Source organism: Citrobacter sp. Cpa228, from assembly GCF_030333085.1.
Lineage (GTDB): Bacteria > Pseudomonadota > Gammaproteobacteria > Enterobacterales > Enterobacteriaceae > Citrobacter > Citrobacter pasteurii.
In genome coordinates this window covers 117,901-136,120 of sequence record NZ_JAOWGQ010000031.1, presented here as the reverse complement: position 1 = coordinate 136,120, position 18,220 = coordinate 117,901, and the positions used below count along the sequence as shown (strand labels likewise).

Here is an 18,220-nt window from a genome sequence, read left to right as displayed (position 1 = left end):
GCCAGCCCCTGAGGCTGGCATTTTTATTTCTTATGCAATACAACACGTTATTCTCGTGCCAGAGCATCAACGGGATCCAGACGCGCTGCATTACGGGCCGGAAGCCAGCCAAACAAAATTCCGGTGGCGGTTGAACACAGGAAAGCCGTTAGCAGCGCGACAGGAGAGAAACCAATTTCCCACCCGGGCAGGAACAGCTGTAGCGTAAAGGCAATTAACATCGACAAACTGATGCCGAGCGCGCCTCCCACCAGACACACCAGCACTGCCTCAATTAAGAACTGCTGTAATACATCGCTGGCCCGCGCCCCCACTGCCATCCGAATACCGATTTCACGCGTACGCTCTGTCACCGATACCAGCATAATGTTCATCACACCGATCCCGCCCACCACCAGCGAAATCACCGCCACCAGCGTAAGAAAGAGCTGTAATGTACGTGTGGTTTTTTCGGCGGTTTTCAAGATGCCATCCATGTTCCAGGTGAAGAAATCTTTTTTGCCATGACGCAGCGATAACAGACGGGTGAGCTGCTGCTCGGCCTGGGCGCTATCAAACCCCTCTTTTACCCGCACGGTAATAGAGTTTAACCACGATTGCCCCATGATCCTCCCTGACATGGTGCTGTATGGCAGCCAGACGCGCAGGATCTTGCTGCTGCCAAACATCGATTGTTTTTCTTCCGCGACGCCAATAACGGTGGCTGGCATATTTCCCACCAGAATAACCTCACCCACCACTTTCGCTTTGCTGGGGAACAACTGACGTCGGGTATTGCTGTCGAGCACCACCACCTGCGCCCTCCCCGCCAGCTGCTCTGCATTAAAGGTGGTGCCCTCACTGAACGTCATGCCATAAACGTTGAAGTAATCACCGCTAACACCGTTTGCGCTGGCGGCGACATCAATATTGCCATAGCGCAGGCGTAGGTTCTTCGATACCGCAGGTGTAACGGAACTGACCCAGGGTTGCTTCTGAATCGCGACTAAATCGTCATACTTCAGCGCCTGCTGATATTGTGGGTCGTCATCACCGAAATCTTTGCCCGGATAGATATCGATAGTATTCGTCCCAATCGCTCGGATGTCTGCCAGCACCAGCTGTTTTGCCGCATCGCCCACTACCACAATCGATACCACCGAAGCGATGCCGATGATAATACCCAGCATGGTGAGCAGTGTACGCATCTTGTTGGCGGCCATGGCCAGCCAGGCCATGGTCAATGCTTCACGAAAACCGCTGACAAACTGGCTCCAGCCAGAAGCCGTCGTCACCGTTGGTTCATCGATATCACGTCCGGCAGCGGGCTTTTGTGGCGGTGGATTACGCACAATCTCGCCATCACGAATTTCAATGACGCGTTCTGCCTGGGCGGCAACCTGGCTGTCGTGCGTGACGATAATCACCGTATGCCCGCGATCGCGTAGCTGATGCAGAATAGCCATCACCTCTTCGCCGGAGTGGCTGTCCAACGCGCCAGTGGGTTCATCGGCCAGAATGACCTGGCCACCGTTCATCAACGCACGCGCAATACTGACACGTTGCTGCTGACCACCGGAAAGCTGGGAAGGCTGATAATCAACCCGGTCACCCAATCCCAGGCGCTGAAGTAATTCCTGAGCACGAGCCAGACGCTGCTTACGTTCAGTCCCGGCATACACCGCCGGGACTTCAACGTTTTGTGCCGCCGTTAAATGTGACAGCAAATGATAACGCTGGAAGATAAAGCCGAAATGCTCACGCCGCAGTTGCGCTAACGCATCGCTATCCAGGGTGGAAACATCCCGCCCCGCAACCCGATAGGTTCCACTGGTCGGCTTGTCCAGGCATCCCAGAATGTTCATCAGCGTCGATTTACCCGAGCCTGACGCCCCGACAATCGCCACCATTTCACCGGCCTGAATGCGTAAGGAAACGTCCTTTAATACCTCGACCTGCCCCTCGCCTGACGGGTAACTACGGCGGATATTGCTCAACTCAAGCAATGCCGTCATTGTGCTACTCCCGCTTTACCCTCACCGGTGATAACTTCATCACCCTCTTCCAGTCCTTTCACAATTTCTACGTCGGTATCATTACGGGCACCGATGACCACTTCGCGCTCGCGAGTTTCACCATTGCGCAGCAGCCTGACGTTATAGCGGTTGTTGCCAATAGGATCGCCCAACGCCGACAGCGGGATCGTCAGTACATTTTTAACGTCTGTGAGCTGGATGTGCACCTGCGCGGTCATATCAAGGCGCAGGATCCCTTTCGGGTTAGGCACCTCGAAGCGGGCGTAGTAGAAAATGGCGTCATTCACCTTCTCAGGCGTCGGAAGTACATCTTTGAGCACGCCTTCATACCGTGTCTGCGGATCGCCCAGCACAGTGAACCAGGCTTTTTGGCCCGGCTGCAGGTGAATAACATCTGCCTCGGAGACCTGCGCTTTTACCAGCATGGTGCTCATATCTGCCAACGTCAAAATGTTGGGCGCCTGCTGGGCGGCAATCACGGTTTGCCCCTGGAGGGTGGTGATTTGCGTCACTTCACCCGCCATTGGCGCGACGATTCGCGTGTAATCGAGGTTCGTTTTTGCTGTATCAAGGGAAGCCTGATTACGCTTAATTTGTGCATCAATAGTGCCAATCTGTGCCTGCTTGACCGCCATTTCGGTCGCTGCCGTGTCGAGATCTTGCTGCGAAACCGCCTGCGTTTTCGCCAGTTGTTGCTGACGAGAAAGCGTTACGCGCGCCAGTTTCCACTCAGCTTCAGCCTGTAAACGCTGAGCCCGCAACTCCATGAGAGTCGCTTCTACTTCTTTGATTTGGTTTTGCGCCTGCTCAGGATCGATAACGCCGAGCAACTGATCTTTTTTAACTTTATCGCCGATGGCTACTGACAGCGTTTTTAACTGCCCACTCACCTGTGCACCAACATCAACTTTGCGTAACGCATCCAGTTTCCCGGTGGCCAGCACACTTTGCTGGAGATCGCCTGGACGTACAATTAACGTTTGATACTGTGGTAGTGGCGCATTAAGCGTTCGCCAAAGTGAAATCATCGCCACAATAATGATGATGGCGAGCAGAAAATAACGTTTTTTAATTTTTCCCTTGAGCTTCATAAATGTCCCAGTGTCCCCCAATACGCCTACCAGAGTGGAGTGATAACCATCAACGATAAATTAACAGACGTTGAAAAGTGCCAAGAATAACAGAGTTATTGATGAACCGTTAAGGTCCACTGTGCTGAAATTGGTATCAGAGTATCTATTGGATTGTTATTATGAGCCAGCTAACAGAAAGCACTTTTCATTCTTCCAGACCCGCCACAAGTTTTAGTCTTTTTTGTCGTCTGACAACCGGACAATGGCGACCAGGTAAATTTTGGCATCAACGAAGCTTTCGCCGTAAGTTTGTATGGCGCTCATTGCTGATGCCACGATTAACACGTGAATGGATGGCTGAGCTGGCGCAATGGCCGGATCTCGAAAAAATTCTCGCGATCCAACCCCGTATACCGGTTCGCCTGCATCGCGCGTATCTCGCAGTAAACCTTGACCGTAAAACAAAACTCGATGCTGTGCGTTTTCATTACAATATTATTCGTAACGCTTTTTCATCGACAGAATTTAATGATTATTTAAGTGCCGATGGGTTACAACTGGCACAAATTGAAGGCAAAGACAGCGCAATATACACCATTATAATGTCATCATTTATTGCCCTGGATAAAGAAGGTGAAAGTACCATTCTTGTCCGTAATAGTGAGGGCGAGACATTAGCAGAAATGACCTTCACCCTGTGCAACTATGAAGGGCGTAGCGCGCTTTTTATTGGCGGTTTGCAGGGGGGTAACCGATTAATGCCGCACGAAGAAATTCAAAAAGCGACAAAATCATGCCATGGTTTGTTTCCTAAACGTATTGTAATGGAAGCTATTTGTCGTTTTGCAGAACAATTGAATATTGAACAAGTACTGGCCGTCAGCAATGACCAGCATATTTTTCGCAGCCAGCGTTACCATGATAAAAACAAGGTTATTCTTTCTGACTACAATTCATTTTGGGAGTCAGTTGGCGGCGAATGTGACAGCAACGGCTACTATCATATTCCGCGTACGCTGGCGCGTAAAAGCGAAGCAGATATTGCCAGTAAGAAGCGCGCGGAATATCGCCGCCGCTATCAGTTACTAGACAGTATCCACTCGCAGTTATCAGTCATGTTCCGCTGCTAATCCGCTCGCCCGCGTGCTAACCACAGCACGCGGGAAAACATTTTCCGCAGCAACGTTGGCACCGCTTCAACACCGCGTCTGCCCGCTTCCATCGCCACTTCAATCGCCAGATCCGGTTTTGACGAGCGATGGATCGCCTTCGCTATAATTTTCCGCATATTCATCGGCACATTTTCCGGTATTTGCGCCACCCGATGAAAAACGTCCGAGAACCCCTGGCGGTACATAAAGTGTTCCATATCCAGCGCAGGTAACATGGTCAAATGCTCGCGTTCTTCCTCTTTGTCATCGTTCAGCAGGCTGCGTACCGTGGCCGCATACTTTTTCCCCGCCTCATCGCCATCGACCAGCACATGCCACTCAATTCCCATCCGGCGGGCAAACTTCACCAGGGGTTTAAGCCCTGACTGGGCAAATTCAATGACTTTAATCCCTTCGGCATCAAAGTGATGCCCACACTGACGAGCCAGCTCGTTAATGACCCATGTTTCTGTTTCTCCCTCCACCAACAGCCAGCAACGGGCAAACAGTGAAGACGCCCGATTAAAACGGATATGGAAGGCAATGCGCCGCCCGTCTTCCGCATTGAGTCCTCCCGGTCCCAGTCGCCAGGCCGCGACGCGGGAAGATTCTCGTACCAGACGGACAACATGTTCAACGGGCGTAAGCGATAACAGTTCACCAGAGTTGGTCGTCGTCACCCGCTGTAGGGGAAGCAGATTCAACAGTTGCCAGGCAACAGACAACATAATGGGGTGTAAGCGCGTTTCAGGATCTTCTACCAGTAGCAATGGACGAGCGTCTTTATCCAGTCTTAGCGACCCTTTGGCCTGTAACAGCGTGGAAAACAGCCCCAGCAGAATCACACGGTGCGTGCGCCCTCCGGGTTTATCAATCATACGGTTGATAATATCCAGATAACGCCAGCTGCGTTGCTCGTTGTTGGAGCGTCGGCGCATCAAACGATAGCGGGACTGACCGGAACCTTGTTCTGAAAAGTAGTGCTCCAGTAGTTGAACCATCGCCGACAGCCCCTGGCGAATTTGCCCATCTGTCAGATTCTGCGGTCGGGTGGCCAACTCACGTGCCATAAAATCCAGTTGACGCGCAGTCACTTCAACATCCGCTGAATCCGGCACAGTTCCATCACGGATTCGCCGCATAAAACGCGCATCACGTAAACGTAATACTGGCATCAAGCGCACCAGATGACGCGCCTGATCGTTAATATTGTCGATGGGTAACGGGTGGCCTTCGCCATCAAGAAAACTGCGTAATGTCAGGACGCTACCGTCGTCAGCACACTCACCTTCCAGCCGATAAAAAATACGGTGATAGTTATCGTGGCACGGCGACCAGCACGCTTCTAACGGGCGATATCGACGCACGCGATGGCGACCCGGTTGAGATTCACGAAATGTCAGGACAATATGCAGGTGATGTTCCCGGCCCTGAATATCACCCGGCGGGAACCAGAAATCTTCGCGGCCAAAGTGGTACAAATCCGACTCTGGCGACAACAGCAGGGTTAACGCATCCAACAGGCTGGACTTACCCCACGCGTTTTCCCCAATCAGCACGTTGTTTTGCTCCAGCATCAACGACAGCCGATTAATACCACGAAACCCAACAATCTCAACGCGTTCGAGAATCATATAGCCTCCGGAAATGCTCACTTTTTCCTTCAAGTTATCAGGAGTATAACGGTAAGCGGGCGCTCAGAACACCCGATATCATCCGCAGATAAATCGAAAGCGTTAAGAATATTCTTCTTATGTTTACCCTTAAATATTATTTCCGAACTCAATCATCGCTTTTTTTTAATTGAACTATGCTTCATTCATCCAATATTCAAAAAGGAATCACAACATATTGCCTTAAATCAAATTTTTTCATCAATTTAACTGGCGAAGGGATGATGTTTTTTTCTAAAATACCCGCTCTTTCATCATCGTCCCTTTTAGCGATGAATTACCGGGCAAGGAACACGAACCCGGAACTTTTAATTGAGGTGGTTATGTTCAGGAAATTAGCAGCCGAATTCTTCGGTACGTTTTGGCTCGTCTTTGGTGGGTGCGGTAGCGCCGTTCTGGCAGCAGCATTCCCGGAGTTGGGTATTGGATTTGCCGGTGTGGCACTGGCGTTTGGTCTGACCGTACTGACAATGGCATTCGCCGTAGGTCATATTTCCGGTGGCCATTTTAACCCTGCAGTGACATTCGGTTTATGGGCAGGTGGTCGCTTCCCGGCGAAAGACGTTATTGGTTATGTTATTGCTCAGGTTGTGGGCGGCATTGTAGCAGCAGCAGTACTTTATCTTATTGCCAGCGGCAAAACCGGTTTTGATGCAGCAGCCAGTGGCTTCGCCTCAAACGGTTACGGTGAGCATTCACCTGGCGGATATTCCATGCTTTCTGCCATCGTAATTGAAATCGTCCTGACCGCAGGTTTCTTATTAGTGATCCACGGTGCGACCGATAAACATGCTCCGGCAGGTTTTGCGCCAATTGCCATCGGTCTTGCATTAACGTTGATTCACCTAATCAGTATCCCGGTCACCAATACATCCGTAAACCCGGCTCGTAGTACTGCGGTTGCTATCTTCCAGGGTGGCTGGGCATTACAACAACTTTGGTTATTCTGGGTTATGCCGATTATCGGCGGGATCGTCGGCGGTCTTATTTACCGCACCCTGCTGGAAAAACGCGATTAATCGCTAACAACAAGGCCTGATGAACTGTCAGGCTTTTTTTTCCTCGCTATATTTCCTTTTATTTGCAACTTTACTCCCCTCTTTGCTTTCAGTAGTGTGTGCAGGCGCATTTCGTCTTACTTCTCAGCAAGGATCGGGGTTTCATGTTCTCAGGGCTGTTAATCATTCTGGTACCTCTTATTGTGGGTTACCTCATTCCGCTTCGACACAGAGCCGCATTAAAACTTATCAATCGGCTGTTGAGTTGGATCGTCTACCTTATTCTCTTTTTTATGGGGATCAGCCTGGCGTTTCTGGATAATCTCGCCAGTAATCTGTTATCCATTCTTTATTATTCTGCCGTCAGTGTGACGGTCATTCTGCTGTGTAATATCGCAGCGCTGCTGTGGCTGGAGCGCTCACTCCCCTGGCGACACAGCCACCAGCAAGAGAAGCTCCCCTCCCGAATAGCAATGGCGCTTGAGTCGCTACAGCTTTGCGGCGTCGTGGTGCTGGGTTTTCTGTTGGGGCTTACCGGATTGTCGATGCTGCAGCACGCGACCGAAGCCAGCGAATATACGCTGATCTTTTTATTATTCCTGGTCGGGATCCAACTGCGAAACAGCGGTATGACATTAAAGCAGATCGTACTGAATCGTCGGGGTATGATTGTTGCCGTGGTCGTGGTGGCCAGTTCTCTGCTGGGCGGCGTCATCAATGCGCTGATCCTCGGCCTGCCGTTGAAAACAGCACTGGCGATGGCATCGGGTTTTGGCTGGTATTCCCTGTCAGGCATTCTGTTGACCGAATCATTCGGTCCAGTAATTGGCAGCGCCGCCTTCTTTAACGACCTGGCGCGTGAGTTGATTGCCATTATGCTGATCCCTGGACTGGTGGTCCGCAGTCGTTCAACCGCATTGGGTCTTTGCGGGGCGACGTCAATGGATTTCACGCTGCCCGTGTTACAACGCAGTGGCGGTCTGGAGATGGTTCCCGCAGCCATTGTGCACGGCTTTATTCTGAGCCTGTTAGTGCCACTGTTAATGGCCTTTTTCTCCGCCTGATACACAGAAAAATACCTCTCTGGCGGTAGTCAGCTACCGCCAAAATTGCGCTAAATCAATCTCCCTGCAAGTTGTAGCAGAAATCCCTTTAATCCCTTCGCGCGCAGGCATAACCTTAAACATGTATATCAAATATAACTTTAAAAGGTGTGACCATGTTTTGTGTGCAATGTGAACAAACCATCCGTACTCCGGCAGGAAACGGCTGCTCTTACGCGCAGGGTATGTGCGGTAAAACAGCGGAAACCTCCGATCTGCAGGATCTGCTGATTGCTTCCCTACAAGGTCTGTCTGCATGGGCTGTTAAAGCGCGTGAATACGGCATCATCGACCATGAAGTTGATAACTTCGCGCCGCGTGCATTCTTCTCCACGCTGACTAACGTGAACTTCGATTCCCCGCGTATTGTTGGCTATGCTCGTGAAGCTATCGCCATGCGCGATGCACTGAAAGCGCAATGCCTGAACATTGATGCTAAGGCAACTGTTGAAAACCCGATGGCCGACCTGCAACTGGTCAGCGACGATCTGGGCGACCTGCAACGTCAGGCCGCTGAATTTACCCCGAATAAAGACAAAGCGACCATCGGCGACAATATCCTCGGCCTGCGTCTGCTGTGTCTGTACGGTCTGAAAGGTGCGGCAGCTTACATGGAGCACGCACACGTTCTCGGCCAGTACGACAACGATATCTACGCTCAGTACCACAAAATCATGGCGTGGCTGGGTACCTGGCCTTCCGATATGAATGCTCTGCTGGAGTGCTCAATGGAAATCGGCCAGATGAACTTTAAAGTGATGAGCATTCTGGATGCCGGTGAAACCACAAAATACGGTCACCCAACCCCGACTCAGGTCAACGTTAAAGCTACCGAAGGTAAATGTATTCTGATCTCCGGTCACGACCTGAAAGATTTGTACAACCTGCTTGAGCAGACTGAAGGCACCGGTGTTAACGTTTATACCCACGGTGAAATGCTGCCTGCACATGGCTACCCGGAACTGCGTAAGTTCAAACATCTGATCGGTAACTACGGCAGCGGCTGGCAGAACCAGCAGGTTGAATTTGCTCGTTTCCCTGGCCCAATCGTCATGACCTCTAACTGCATCATCGACCCAACCGTTGGCGCATATGATGACCGCATCTGGACCCGTAGCATCGTCGGTTGGCCGGGTGTCAGCCACCTCGAAGGTGATGACTTCGGCCCGGTTATTGCTCAGGCGCAGCAGATGGCTGGCTTCCCGTACAGCGAAATTCCTCATCTGATAACCGTCGGTTTCGGTCGTCAGACGCTGCTGGGTGCAGCTGATACCCTGATTGATCTGGTGAGCCGCGAAAAACTGCGTCACATCTTCCTGGTTGGCGGTTGTGACGGCGCGCGCGGTGAACGTAACTACTTCACCGATTTCGCCACCAGCGTACCAGACGACTGCCTGATCCTGACTCTGGCCTGTGGTAAATACCGTTTCAACAAACTGGAATTCGGCGATATCGAAGGTCTGCCGCGTCTGGTCGATGCCGGTCAGTGTAACGATGCCTACTCTGCCATTATCCTGGCGGTCACGCTGGCTGAGAAACTGGGTTGTGGCGTGAACGATCTGCCGCTGTCTCTGGTGCTCTCCTGGTTCGAACAGAAAGCGATTGTCATCCTGCTGACCCTGCTGTCTCTGGGTGTGAAAAACATCGTGACCGGCCCAACTGCACCTGGCTTCTTCACACCCGATCTGCTGGCTGTACTCAACGAGAAATTTGGTCTGCGTTCCGTGACCACCGTTGAAGAAGACATGAAGCAGCTGCTGAGCGCGTAAGGAGTAAAGAATGACAATGCCAACCCATCAGTGCCCATGGCGGATGCAGGTTCATCACATCCATCAGGAAACGCCGGATGTGTGGACAATTTCGTTGCTATGCCACGACTATTATCCCTATCGTGCCGGGCAGTATGCACTGGTCAGCGTTCGTAACTCAGCGGATACGCTGCGTGCTTACACTATCTCTTCAACGCCGGGCGTAAGCGAGTACATCACGCTGACCATCCGCCGCATTGACGACGGTGCAGGTTCTCAGTGGTTAACCCGTGACGTGAAGCGTGGCGACTACATCTGGCTGTCCAATGCCATGGGTGAATTTACCTGTGAAGATAAAGCAGAAGACAAGTTCCTGATGCTGGCTGCCGGCTGTGGCGTAACGCCAATCATGTCGATGCGTCGCTGGTTGGCGAAGTACCGTCCACAAGCCGACGTGCAGGTGATTTTCAACGTTCGCTCGCCAGAAGATGTCATCTTTGCCAATGAATGGCGTGAGTATCCAGTGACATTAGTTGCTGAAAACAATGCCACTCAGGGTTTTGTTTCCGGCCGACTGACCACCGAACTGCTGAAGAACGTCCCGGATCTGACCTCACGTACCGTGATGACCTGTGGCCCAGCTCCGTATATGGACCTGGTCGAAAAAGAAGTGAAAGCGCTTGGCGTAACACGCTTCTTTAAAGAGCAGTTCTTCACTCCAGTAGCCGAAGCGGCAACCAGCGGCCTGAAGTTCACCAAGCTGCAACCCGCACAAGAGTTCTATGCGCCGGTTGGCACGACGCTACTGGAAGCACTGGAAAGCAATAAGGTTCCGGTCGTTGCCGCCTGTCGCGCAGGCGTGTGCGGTTGCTGCAAAACCAAAGTGGTTGATGGTAACTACACGGTCAGCAGCACCATGACGCTAACCGATGCGGAAATTGCGGAAGGTTACGTTCTGGCTTGTTCCTGTCATCCGCAGGGTGATCTGGTTCTTGCGTAAAGAGTCATTGCCGGATGGCATACTTATCCGGCCTACAACAATCATTGTAGGCCGGACGAAGTATTAATACCGTCATCCGATCATTTATCACCGCCAGGCTGAATTGCCGCCCAGAGCATATTTTCCTGCGCCCAGGCACGCCACCGCCATCGCGCCAACAAAAAAGTACACCAGACTCTCAATCGCCCAGGCACCGGTTTTGTCCAGAGACCAGGTTTCTCCCATCCCGACCATCAGCCACGCCACAATCATTGTAAACGCCAGCCCTAATGCCGCCGGGCGCGTCAGGATGCCTAGAATAATCAGACACGGCGCTACAACCTCTCCCAGCAGAACGCCGTACGCAATAAAGCCCGGGAAACCTTTCGCTATCAGCATGCCGCTGATGCCATCAATACCCGCGAACAGTTTATGCAGTCCATGAAACAGCATCAGTCCACCGACAGCAAGGCGTAACAAAAACTTGCCAAAATCTTCGTGCGTCAGCGTCCGGTTAACTGCATTTAATAGTTTTGTAACCATTTGAATTCATTCCTTGTTTTACCATGTCTTCTGCCAAGCTACGCTTTATCTTCGTGAAATGTAAGCTGCCGAAAATAAGGGGGTAATGAGAAGCATAACTATTATCTTCATCTAAACTTGTAACCGGTATCACATTAAAGGAGATGGAGAACCATGAAACAAACGGTTGCCGCTTTTATTGCTAAAACCCTTGAACAAGCTGGCGTTAAACGTATTTGGGGTGTGACCGGCGACTCGCTGAATGGCCTCAGCGATAGTCTGAATCGTATGGGAACGATTGACTGGATGCCAACCCGCCATGAAGAGGTTGCCGCCTTCGCCGCGGGCGCTGAAGCGCAGTTGACGGGCGAACTGGCGGTCTGTGCAGGCTCGTGTGGACCAGGCAACTTGCACCTGATTAACGGCCTGTTTGATTGCCATCGCAACCACGTCCCGGTGCTGGCGATTGCCGCGCATATTCCATCCAGTGAAATAGGCAGTGGTTATTTTCAGGAGACCCACCCGCAAGAGTTGTTCCGTGAATGTAGCCACTATTGCGAGCTGGTCTCCAGCCCTGAACAGATCCCCCAGGTGCTGGCTATAGCTATGCGTAAAGCGGTGCTCAACCGTGGCGTCTCCGTGGTGGTATTACCCGGCGACGTGGCGCTGAAGCCCGCCCCTGAAAGCGCCAGTACGCACTGGTATCATGCGCCGCTCCCGGTAGTCACCCCGGAAGAAGAAGAGCTGAGAAAACTGGCGCAACTGCTGCGCTACTCCAGCAACATCGCCCTGATGTGCGGCAGCGGCTGCGCCGGTGCGCATAAAGAGCTGGTTGAGTTTGCGGCTAAAATCAAAGCCCCGATCGTGCACGCCCTGCGCGGGAAAGAGCATGTTGAGTACGACAACCCGTACGACGTGGGCATGACCGGGTTAATTGGCTTTTCATCCGGCTTCCATACCATGATGAATGCCGACACGCTGGTTTTGCTCGGCACCCAGTTCCCCTATCGCCCGTTTTACCCCACAGATGCCAAAATTATTCAGATTGATATCAATCCCGCAAGCATTGGCGCGCACAGTAAAGTTGATATGGCGCTGGTAGGCGATATTAAATCCACCCTCCGCGCCCTGCTGCCGTTGGTGGAAGAAAAAACCGAGCGACAGTTCCTGGATAAAGCGCTGGAACACTATCGCGAGGCGCGTAAAGGGCTGGATGATTTAGCCAAACCCAGTGATAAAGCCATTCACCCGCAGTATCTCGCACAGCAAATCAGCCACTTTGCCGCTGACGACGCCATCTTCACCTGTGACGTCGGCACACCAACAGTATGGGCCGCACGCTATCTGAAAATGAACGGTAAACGCCGCCTGCTAGGGTCGTTTAACCACGGCTCAATGGCCAATGCCATGCCGCAGGCGCTCGGTGCGCAGGCGACTGAACCAGGTCGTCAGGTCGTCGCGATGTGCGGCGATGGCGGCTTCAGCATGCTGATGGGTGATTTTCTGTCGGTTGTGCAAATGAAGTTGCCGGTGAAGATTATTGTCTTCAACAACAGCGTGCTGGGATTTGTGGCGATGGAGATGAAGGCGGGGGGTTATCTGACCGACGGCACCGAACTACACGACACTAACTTCGCACGTATTGCCGAAGCCTGTGGTATTACCGGCATCCGCGTAGAGAAATCCTCTGAGGTCGATGAGGCCTTGCAACGCGCCATGTCAATCGATGGTCCGGTGCTGGTCGATGTCGTTGTGGCGAAAGAAGAGCTGGCCATTCCACCACAAATAAAACTCGAACAAGCGAAGGGATTTAGCCTGTATATGCTGCGCGCGATCATCAGTGGACGCGGTGATGAAGTGATCGAACTGGCGAAAACTAACTGGCTCAGGTAAAACATCCTTATTAAACCACACACAAAATCATTCATGATGCATCAAGGCGGCAAGCCCGAAAATCCCCAGGAGCATAGGAATACTATGTGACTGGGGTTTGAGGGTGAGGCCAACGCCGAGGCAGCTTGAAGGATGAAGTGTAATAAGGAGATACCATGATTGATTTACGCAGTGATACCGTCACCCGACCCAGTCGCGCCATGCTCGAAGAGATGATGGCCGCCCCGGTCGGGGACGACGTTTACGGAGATGACCCTACCGTTAACGCCCTTCAGCAATACGCCGCAGAACTTTCTGGTAAAGAAGCGGCTATTTTCCTGCCTACCGGCACTCAGGCTAATCTGGTTGCGTTACTCAGCCATTGCCAGCGCGGCGAGGAATATATCGCCGGTCAGGGTGCTCATAACTACTTATATGAAGCTGGCGGCGCCGCGGTGCTCGGGAGTATCCAACCGCAACCCATTGATGCCGCGCCGGATGGCTCCCTGCCGCTGGACAAAGTGGCGGCAAAAATCAAAGCAGACGATATCCATTTTGCCCGCACCCGTCTGCTCAGTCTGGAAAACACACACAACGGTAAAGTGTTGCCACGTGAGTACCTGAAAGAGGCCTGGGAATTCACCCGTGAGCGCAACCTTGCCCTGCACGTTGATGGTGCACGTATTTTCAACGCCATCGTCGCCTATGGCTGTGAGTTAAAAGACGTTACTCAATACTGCGACTCGTTCACCATTTGTCTTTCCAAAGGTCTGGGAACGCCGGTAGGCTCGCTGCTGGTCGGCAGCCACGAGTATATCAAGCGCGCCATTCGCTGGCGCAAAATGACCGGCGGCGGAATGCGCCAGGCGGGTATTCTGGCGGCGGCCGGACTGTATGCGCTAAAAAATAACGTCGCACGTTTGCAGGAAGACCATGACAATGCGGCATGGATGGCTGAACAGCTGCGCGAAGCAGGGGCGGACGTCATGCGCCACGACACCAACATGCTGTTTGTTCGCGTTGGCGAAGAGCACGCTGCCGCGCTGGGCGAATACATGAAAGCGCAAGGCGTGCTGATTAACGCCTCGCCGATTGTACGCCTGGTGATGCATCTGGACGTATCGCGTGAACAACTTGCTGAAGTCGTCGCCCACTGGCGCGCTTTTTTAACCCGTTAAGGAGATGGGCGTGCCGCAACGGATTTTGGTTCTTGGCGCCAGTGGCTACATTGGTCAGCATTTGGTACAGGCGCTCAGTCAGCAAGGGCATCAGGTGTTGGCTGCGGCACGTCGCATTGAACGACTGGAAAAGCAGCAACTGGCCAACGTCAGTTGCCATAAGGTCGATTTAAACTGGCCAGATAACCTTACGCCGTTGCTGACCGGCGTTGATACGGTTTATTACCTGGTCCATGGAATGGGTGAAGGCGGTGATTTTATCGCCCACGAACGTCAGGTGGCGATGAACGTGCGCGATGCGCTGCGTAATACGCCGGTCAATCAGCTTATTTTCCTGAGCTCATTACAGGCTCCCCGGCATGAACAATCCGATCATCTGCGTGCGCGGCAAATAACCGCAGACACTCTGCGTGAATCAGGCGTGCCGATGACGGAATTGCGCGCGGGTATTATCGTGGGGGCAGGTTCCGCTGCCTTTGAAGTGATGCGCGACATGGTCTACAACCTGCCGGTACTCACCCCTCCGCGCTGGGTGCGTTCGCATACCACACCTATCGCGCTGGAGAATTTAATGTATTACCTGGTGGCGCTGTTGGATCATCCCACACAACATAACCGCGTACTCGAAGCCGCCGGCCCGCAGGTGTTGAGCTATCAGGAGCAGTTCGAACATTTTATGGCGGTCAGCGGTAAACATCGCCTGCTCATCCCCATTCCCTTTCCTACCCGCTGGATTTCAGTCTGGTTTTTAAACGTCATTACGTCGGTGCCGCCTACCACTGCCAAAGCGCTGATCCAGGGCCTGAAACACGACCTGTTGGCCGATGATACCGAATTACGTGCGCTGATCCCGCAAAAGCTGATTGCCTTTGATGACGCGGTGCGCAGCACGTTGAAGGAAGAAGAAAAACTGGTTAACTCCAGCGACTGGGGTTACGACGCGCAGGCGTTTGCCCGCTGGCGTCCTGAATATGGCTATTTTGCCAAACAGGCTGGCTTTAGCGTCGGAACCTCCGCCAGCAAAAAAGCGTTGTGGCAGGTCGTGAACCGGCTCGGCGGCAAAGAAGGCTACTTCTTTGGCAACATTTTGTGGAAAACGCGTGCGGCGTTAGATCTGCTGGTTGGCCATAAGCTGGCGAAAGGTCGGCCAGAACGCTCTCTGTTGCAGGTTGGCGATACCGTTGATAGCTGGAAAGTTATCATTGTTGAACCCGAGAAACAGCTGACGCTGCTGTTTGGGATGAAAGCGCCTGGTTTGGGTCGCCTGAGCTTCACGCTGGAAGATAAAGGCGATCACCGACGCATTGATGTACGCGCCTGGTGGCATCCGCACGGCATGCCCGGTCTTTTCTATTGGCTGTTGATGATCCCAGCGCACTTATTCATTTTCAGAGGGATGGCGAAGCGTATTGCCAGACTTGCAGAACAAATCACAGACTAATGCGAAAAAGAGACTGTATTCTTTCATGTTTCCCATTGCATACAGACGTAATTCACGGAAGAATGCGCACGACGTTTTTTAAACACAGTGGATTGATATGAAGGTACTGGTTACCGGAGCCACCAGCGGCTTAGGCCGAAACGCGGTTGAGTTTTTATGCAGCAGAGGTGTCAGCGTCAGAGCGACCGGTCGCAACGAAGCGATGGGCAAGCTGCTGGAAAAAATGGGCGCAGAATTTGTGCATGCCGATCTGACCGAGCTGGTTTCTTCGCAGGCAAAAGTGATGCTTGCCGGCATCGACACGCTGTGGCACTGCTCCAGTTTTACCTCACCGTGGGGAACTCAGGAAGCCTTCGATCTGGCCAACGTTCGCGCAACTCGCCGTCTGGGCGAGTGGGCCGTGGCCTGGGGCGTGCGTAACTTCATTCATATATCCTCTCCATCACTGTATTTTGACTATCACCACCATCGTGATATCAAAGAGGACTTCCGCCCACACCGCTTCGCCAATGAATTTGCCCGCAGCAAAGCGGCTGGCGAAGACGTGATCGCGCTGTTGGCCCAGGCCAACCCGCAGACCCGTTTTACGGTCTTGCGTCCGCAAAGCCTGTTCGGCCCTCATGACAAAGTGTTTATCCCACGTCTGGCGCATATGATGCACCACTATGGCAGCATCCTGTTGCCACACGGTGGAAGTGCGATGGTGGATATGACCTATTACGAGAACGCAGTGCATGCGATGTGGCTGGCAAGCCAGCACGCCTGCGATAAGCTGCCGTCAGGTCGCGCGTACAACATCACCAACGGCGAGCATCGCACCCTGCGCAGCATTGTGCAGAAGCTCATCGACGAGTTGAATATTGATTGTCGGATCCGCTCCGTTCCCTACCCGATGCTGGACATGATTGCCCGCAGCATGGAGCGTTTGGGCAATAAATCGGCGAAAGAGCCAAAACTTACGCACTACGGCGTTTCGAAGCTGAATTTTGATTTTACGCTGGATACCACCCGCGCTCAGGAAGAATTAGGTTATCAACCCGTTGTGACGCTGGATGAAGGGATTGAACGTACCGCTGCCTGGCTGCGTGACCACGGTAAGCTGCCGCGTTAGCCATTGCCGGATGGCGGCGCAAGCTCCTTATCCGGCCTACTAAAAACCAGCCAAAATTAGCCGTAGGCCTGATAAGCGAAGCGCCTTATCCGGCCTACAAAAAAACAGCCCAAATTAGCCGTAGGCCTGATAAGCGAAGCGCCATCAGGCATTGGTGTTCTGCGTTAACCCTGCCCGTATTTTTCCAGTAACGCTTCGGCAATCGCCTGAGTTTCTGCATCCGCCACGCCGTTCCACAACGTCGGGCGGAAGTGCATCTGGAACGCCATAATCACCCGCTGCTGTTCACGCGGCGTCATATCGGATTTTACCTCATAGCCGTAGCGCGACAGCAGATCGAGTAAAGATGCGGTTTCTACCGGCGAATGAGGCGCTCGCCCGGCAAGATAAAACGCCACACGCTGAGCATCCGGCCAGGCGCCAATTCCCTGTTCGGCCAGCACTTTCCATGGGAAAAGCGGTCCGGGGTCGTCCTTTCGTTGCGGGGCGACGTCCGCATGGGCTACCACGTTCTGCGGTTTTATGTCGTAGCGGGCGATAATATCTTTCGCCAATGGGATCAGCGCCTGAATCTGCGCGGGCTCAAACGGCGCAAAATATTTTGTCCCCGCCGATTTTTGCCAGCCGCGGTTTTCCAGCTCAATGCCAATCGAGGTATCGTTGATGCGCGTCGCGCCACGCCAGAAGCTAATCCCCGCATGCCAGGCCAGATCTTTTTCCGGAACCAGTTGCCAGATACGCGGCTTACCGTGATACAACGGCGGCACCGCCGGGATCAAATAATGCGAACTGACGTTTTTATCCGTCAGCGTTGCCAGAGAAGAATCAAAGTCATCCGCCGTGTAATGGATAACCAGCACTTTAATGCGCGGGTAAGCAGCCTGCGCCTGACGGCGGGTATCTAACTGATACCCGTCTTTGTCGACAATCCCTTTTTCGCCAGCACATCCCACCAGCAACAGCGTAAATGCCAGCAGACACAACAGACGCTTCATCGGCGAGTTTTCACCGCGGTACCGCTGACGCTCACCATCAGCATACTGCCGTCTTTGCCCACGGTTTCGTAATCGATATCGATACCGACAACCGCATCAGCACCCAGCGCTTTGGCCTGTTCACCGAGCTCCTGAAAAGCAATTTCGCGCGCTTTTCGCAGCTCTTTTTCATACGCGCCGGAGCGACCGCCGACAATATCGCGGATGCCAGCAAAGAAATCGCGGAAGATGTTCGCGCCTAAAATAGCTTCACCGGTAACAACACCGCAGTATTCCACGATGCTCTGCCCTTCCAGCGTAGGGGTAGTCGAAAACTGCATGGTTAATCTCCTTTTTGCGCTAAGAGCACGATCTCAAAAGC

At 52.8% G+C, this 18,220-nt stretch carries 15 protein-coding genes; 9 read left to right on the top strand and 6 right to left on the bottom strand.

Annotation, left to right across the window (positions count from 1 at the left end):
- Positions 1-47: 47 nt before the first annotated feature.
- The gene (gene macB, locus OGX91_RS01835) at positions 48-1,994 is read right to left on the bottom strand and encodes a macrolide ABC transporter ATP-binding protein/permease MacB (protein WP_005128370.1); all 1,947 of its coding nucleotides are present in this window, start codon (positions 1,992-1,994) and stop codon (positions 48-50) included.
- Positions 1,991-3,106 carry a macrolide transporter subunit MacA gene (gene macA / locus OGX91_RS01830; protein ID WP_040231863.1) on the bottom strand — a complete coding sequence of 372 codons (1,116 nt, stop codon included), beginning with the start codon at positions 3,104-3,106 and terminating at the stop codon, positions 1,991-1,993. Before macA ends, macB begins: the two co-directional genes overlap by 4 nt.
- A gap of 161 nt (positions 3,107-3,267) precedes the next feature.
- Between macA and OGX91_RS01825 the strand changes: the two genes are divergently transcribed.
- Positions 3,268-4,218 carry a VirK/YbjX family protein gene (locus OGX91_RS01825; protein ID WP_040231861.1) on the top strand — a complete coding sequence of 317 codons (951 nt, stop codon included), beginning with the start codon at positions 3,268-3,270 and terminating at the stop codon, positions 4,216-4,218.
- On the opposite strand, the gene OGX91_RS01820 is transcribed toward OGX91_RS01825, so the two are convergent.
- Positions 4,215-5,873, bottom strand: a complete 1,659-nt coding sequence (locus tag OGX91_RS01820) for an ATP-dependent endonuclease (RefSeq protein ID WP_005122083.1) — start codon at positions 5,871-5,873, stop codon at positions 4,215-4,217. The genes OGX91_RS01825 and OGX91_RS01820 overlap by 4 nt on opposite strands.
- A gap of 362 nt (positions 5,874-6,235) precedes the next feature.
- Here OGX91_RS01820 and aqpZ point away from each other — a divergent pair, with 362 nt between their 5' ends.
- The 4 genes from aqpZ (at position 6,236) to hcr (ending at position 10,761) form a co-directional block, all read left to right on the top strand.
- Complete coding sequence (gene aqpZ, locus OGX91_RS01815) at positions 6,236-6,931, top strand: aquaporin Z (protein ID WP_005122082.1); 696 nt, start codon at positions 6,236-6,238, stop codon at positions 6,929-6,931.
- Positions 6,932-7,074: 143 nt separating this feature from the next.
- Positions 7,075-7,974 carry a LysO family transporter gene (locus OGX91_RS01810; RefSeq protein ID WP_005122081.1) on the top strand — a complete coding sequence of 300 codons (900 nt, stop codon included), beginning with the start codon at positions 7,075-7,077 and terminating at the stop codon, positions 7,972-7,974.
- A 155-nt stretch (positions 7,975-8,129) separates the two neighbouring features.
- On the top strand, positions 8,130-9,782 hold the full coding sequence (gene hcp / locus OGX91_RS01805) for a hydroxylamine reductase (protein ID WP_005122080.1): 1,653 nt from the start codon (positions 8,130-8,132) through the stop codon (positions 9,780-9,782).
- Positions 9,783-9,792: 10 nt separating this feature from the next.
- The gene (gene hcr / locus OGX91_RS01800; protein ID WP_005122079.1) at positions 9,793-10,761 is read left to right on the top strand and encodes an NADH oxidoreductase; all 969 of its coding nucleotides are present in this window, start codon (positions 9,793-9,795) and stop codon (positions 10,759-10,761) included.
- Positions 10,762-10,848: 87 nt separating this feature from the next.
- On the opposite strand, the gene OGX91_RS01795 is transcribed toward hcr, so the two are convergent.
- The gene (locus OGX91_RS01795; protein WP_155020890.1) at positions 10,849-11,283 is read right to left on the bottom strand and encodes a DoxX family protein; all 435 of its coding nucleotides are present in this window, start codon (positions 11,281-11,283) and stop codon (positions 10,849-10,851) included.
- Positions 11,284-11,436: 153 nt separating this feature from the next.
- On the opposite strand from OGX91_RS01795, the gene poxB reads away from it, so the two are divergent.
- From poxB to OGX91_RS01775, 4 genes are all read left to right on the top strand, one after another.
- The gene (gene poxB, locus OGX91_RS01790) at positions 11,437-13,155 is read left to right on the top strand and encodes a ubiquinone-dependent pyruvate dehydrogenase (RefSeq protein WP_005122077.1); all 1,719 of its coding nucleotides are present in this window, start codon (positions 11,437-11,439) and stop codon (positions 13,153-13,155) included.
- Between the two features lie 155 nt (positions 13,156-13,310).
- Positions 13,311-14,312, top strand: a complete 1,002-nt coding sequence (ltaE, locus tag OGX91_RS01785; RefSeq protein WP_061067664.1) for a low-specificity L-threonine aldolase — start codon at positions 13,311-13,313, stop codon at positions 14,310-14,312.
- A gap of 10 nt (positions 14,313-14,322) precedes the next feature.
- Positions 14,323-15,753, top strand: coding sequence for an SDR family oxidoreductase (locus OGX91_RS01780; protein ID WP_155020889.1), 1,431 nt, complete (start codon positions 14,323-14,325; stop codon positions 15,751-15,753).
- Between the two features lie 97 nt (positions 15,754-15,850).
- Positions 15,851-16,864 carry a 3-beta-hydroxysteroid dehydrogenase gene (locus OGX91_RS01775; RefSeq protein WP_040231857.1) on the top strand — a complete coding sequence of 338 codons (1,014 nt, stop codon included), beginning with the start codon at positions 15,851-15,853 and terminating at the stop codon, positions 16,862-16,864.
- 164 nt (positions 16,865-17,028) lie between these two features.
- Here OGX91_RS01775 and OGX91_RS01770 read toward each other — a convergent pair whose 3' ends face one another.
- Both OGX91_RS01770 and OGX91_RS01765 read right to left on the bottom strand, forming a co-directional pair.
- A complete protein-coding gene (locus tag OGX91_RS01770) occupies positions 17,029-17,859 on the bottom strand; it encodes an N-acetylmuramoyl-L-alanine amidase (protein WP_005122087.1) in 831 nt (276 codons plus the stop codon).
- Positions 17,856-18,179, bottom strand: a complete 324-nt coding sequence (locus tag OGX91_RS01765; RefSeq protein WP_001160725.1) for a heavy metal-binding domain-containing protein — start codon at positions 18,177-18,179, stop codon at positions 17,856-17,858. Before OGX91_RS01765 ends, OGX91_RS01770 begins: the two co-directional genes overlap by 4 nt.
- Positions 18,180-18,220 lie beyond the last annotated feature (41 nt).

Coding starts and splice junctions, on each gene's coding strand:
- aqpZ (WP_005122082.1), top strand. CDS start 6,236: ATGTTCAGGAAATTAGCAGCCGAATTCTTCGGTACGTTTTGGCTCGTC.
- poxB (WP_005122077.1), top strand. CDS start 11,437: ATGAAACAAACGGTTGCCGCTTTTATTGCTAAAACCCTTGAACAAGCT.
- ltaE (WP_061067664.1), top strand. CDS start 13,311: ATGATTGATTTACGCAGTGATACCGTCACCCGACCCAGTCGCGCCATG.
- OGX91_RS01825 (WP_040231861.1), top strand. CDS start 3,268: ATGAGCCAGCTAACAGAAAGCACTTTTCATTCTTCCAGACCCGCCACA.
- OGX91_RS01795 (WP_155020890.1), bottom strand. CDS start 11,283: ATGGTTACAAAACTATTAAATGCAGTTAACCGGACGCTGACGCACGAA.
- OGX91_RS01810 (WP_005122081.1), top strand. CDS start 7,075: ATGTTCTCAGGGCTGTTAATCATTCTGGTACCTCTTATTGTGGGTTAC.
- macA (WP_040231863.1), bottom strand. CDS start 3,106: ATGAAGCTCAAGGGAAAAATTAAAAAACGTTATTTTCTGCTCGCCATC.
- macB (WP_005128370.1), bottom strand. CDS start 1,994: ATGACGGCATTGCTTGAGTTGAGCAATATCCGCCGTAGTTACCCGTCA.
- OGX91_RS01770 (WP_005122087.1), bottom strand. CDS start 17,859: ATGAAGCGTCTGTTGTGTCTGCTGGCATTTACGCTGTTGCTGGTGGGA.
- OGX91_RS01820 (WP_005122083.1), bottom strand. CDS start 5,873: ATGATTCTCGAACGCGTTGAGATTGTTGGGTTTCGTGGTATTAATCGG.
- OGX91_RS01765 (WP_001160725.1), bottom strand. CDS start 18,179: ATGCAGTTTTCGACTACCCCTACGCTGGAAGGGCAGAGCATCGTGGAA.
- hcp (WP_005122080.1), top strand. CDS start 8,130: ATGTTTTGTGTGCAATGTGAACAAACCATCCGTACTCCGGCAGGAAAC.
- OGX91_RS01775 (WP_040231857.1), top strand. CDS start 15,851: ATGAAGGTACTGGTTACCGGAGCCACCAGCGGCTTAGGCCGAAACGCG.
- hcr (WP_005122079.1), top strand. CDS start 9,793: ATGACAATGCCAACCCATCAGTGCCCATGGCGGATGCAGGTTCATCAC.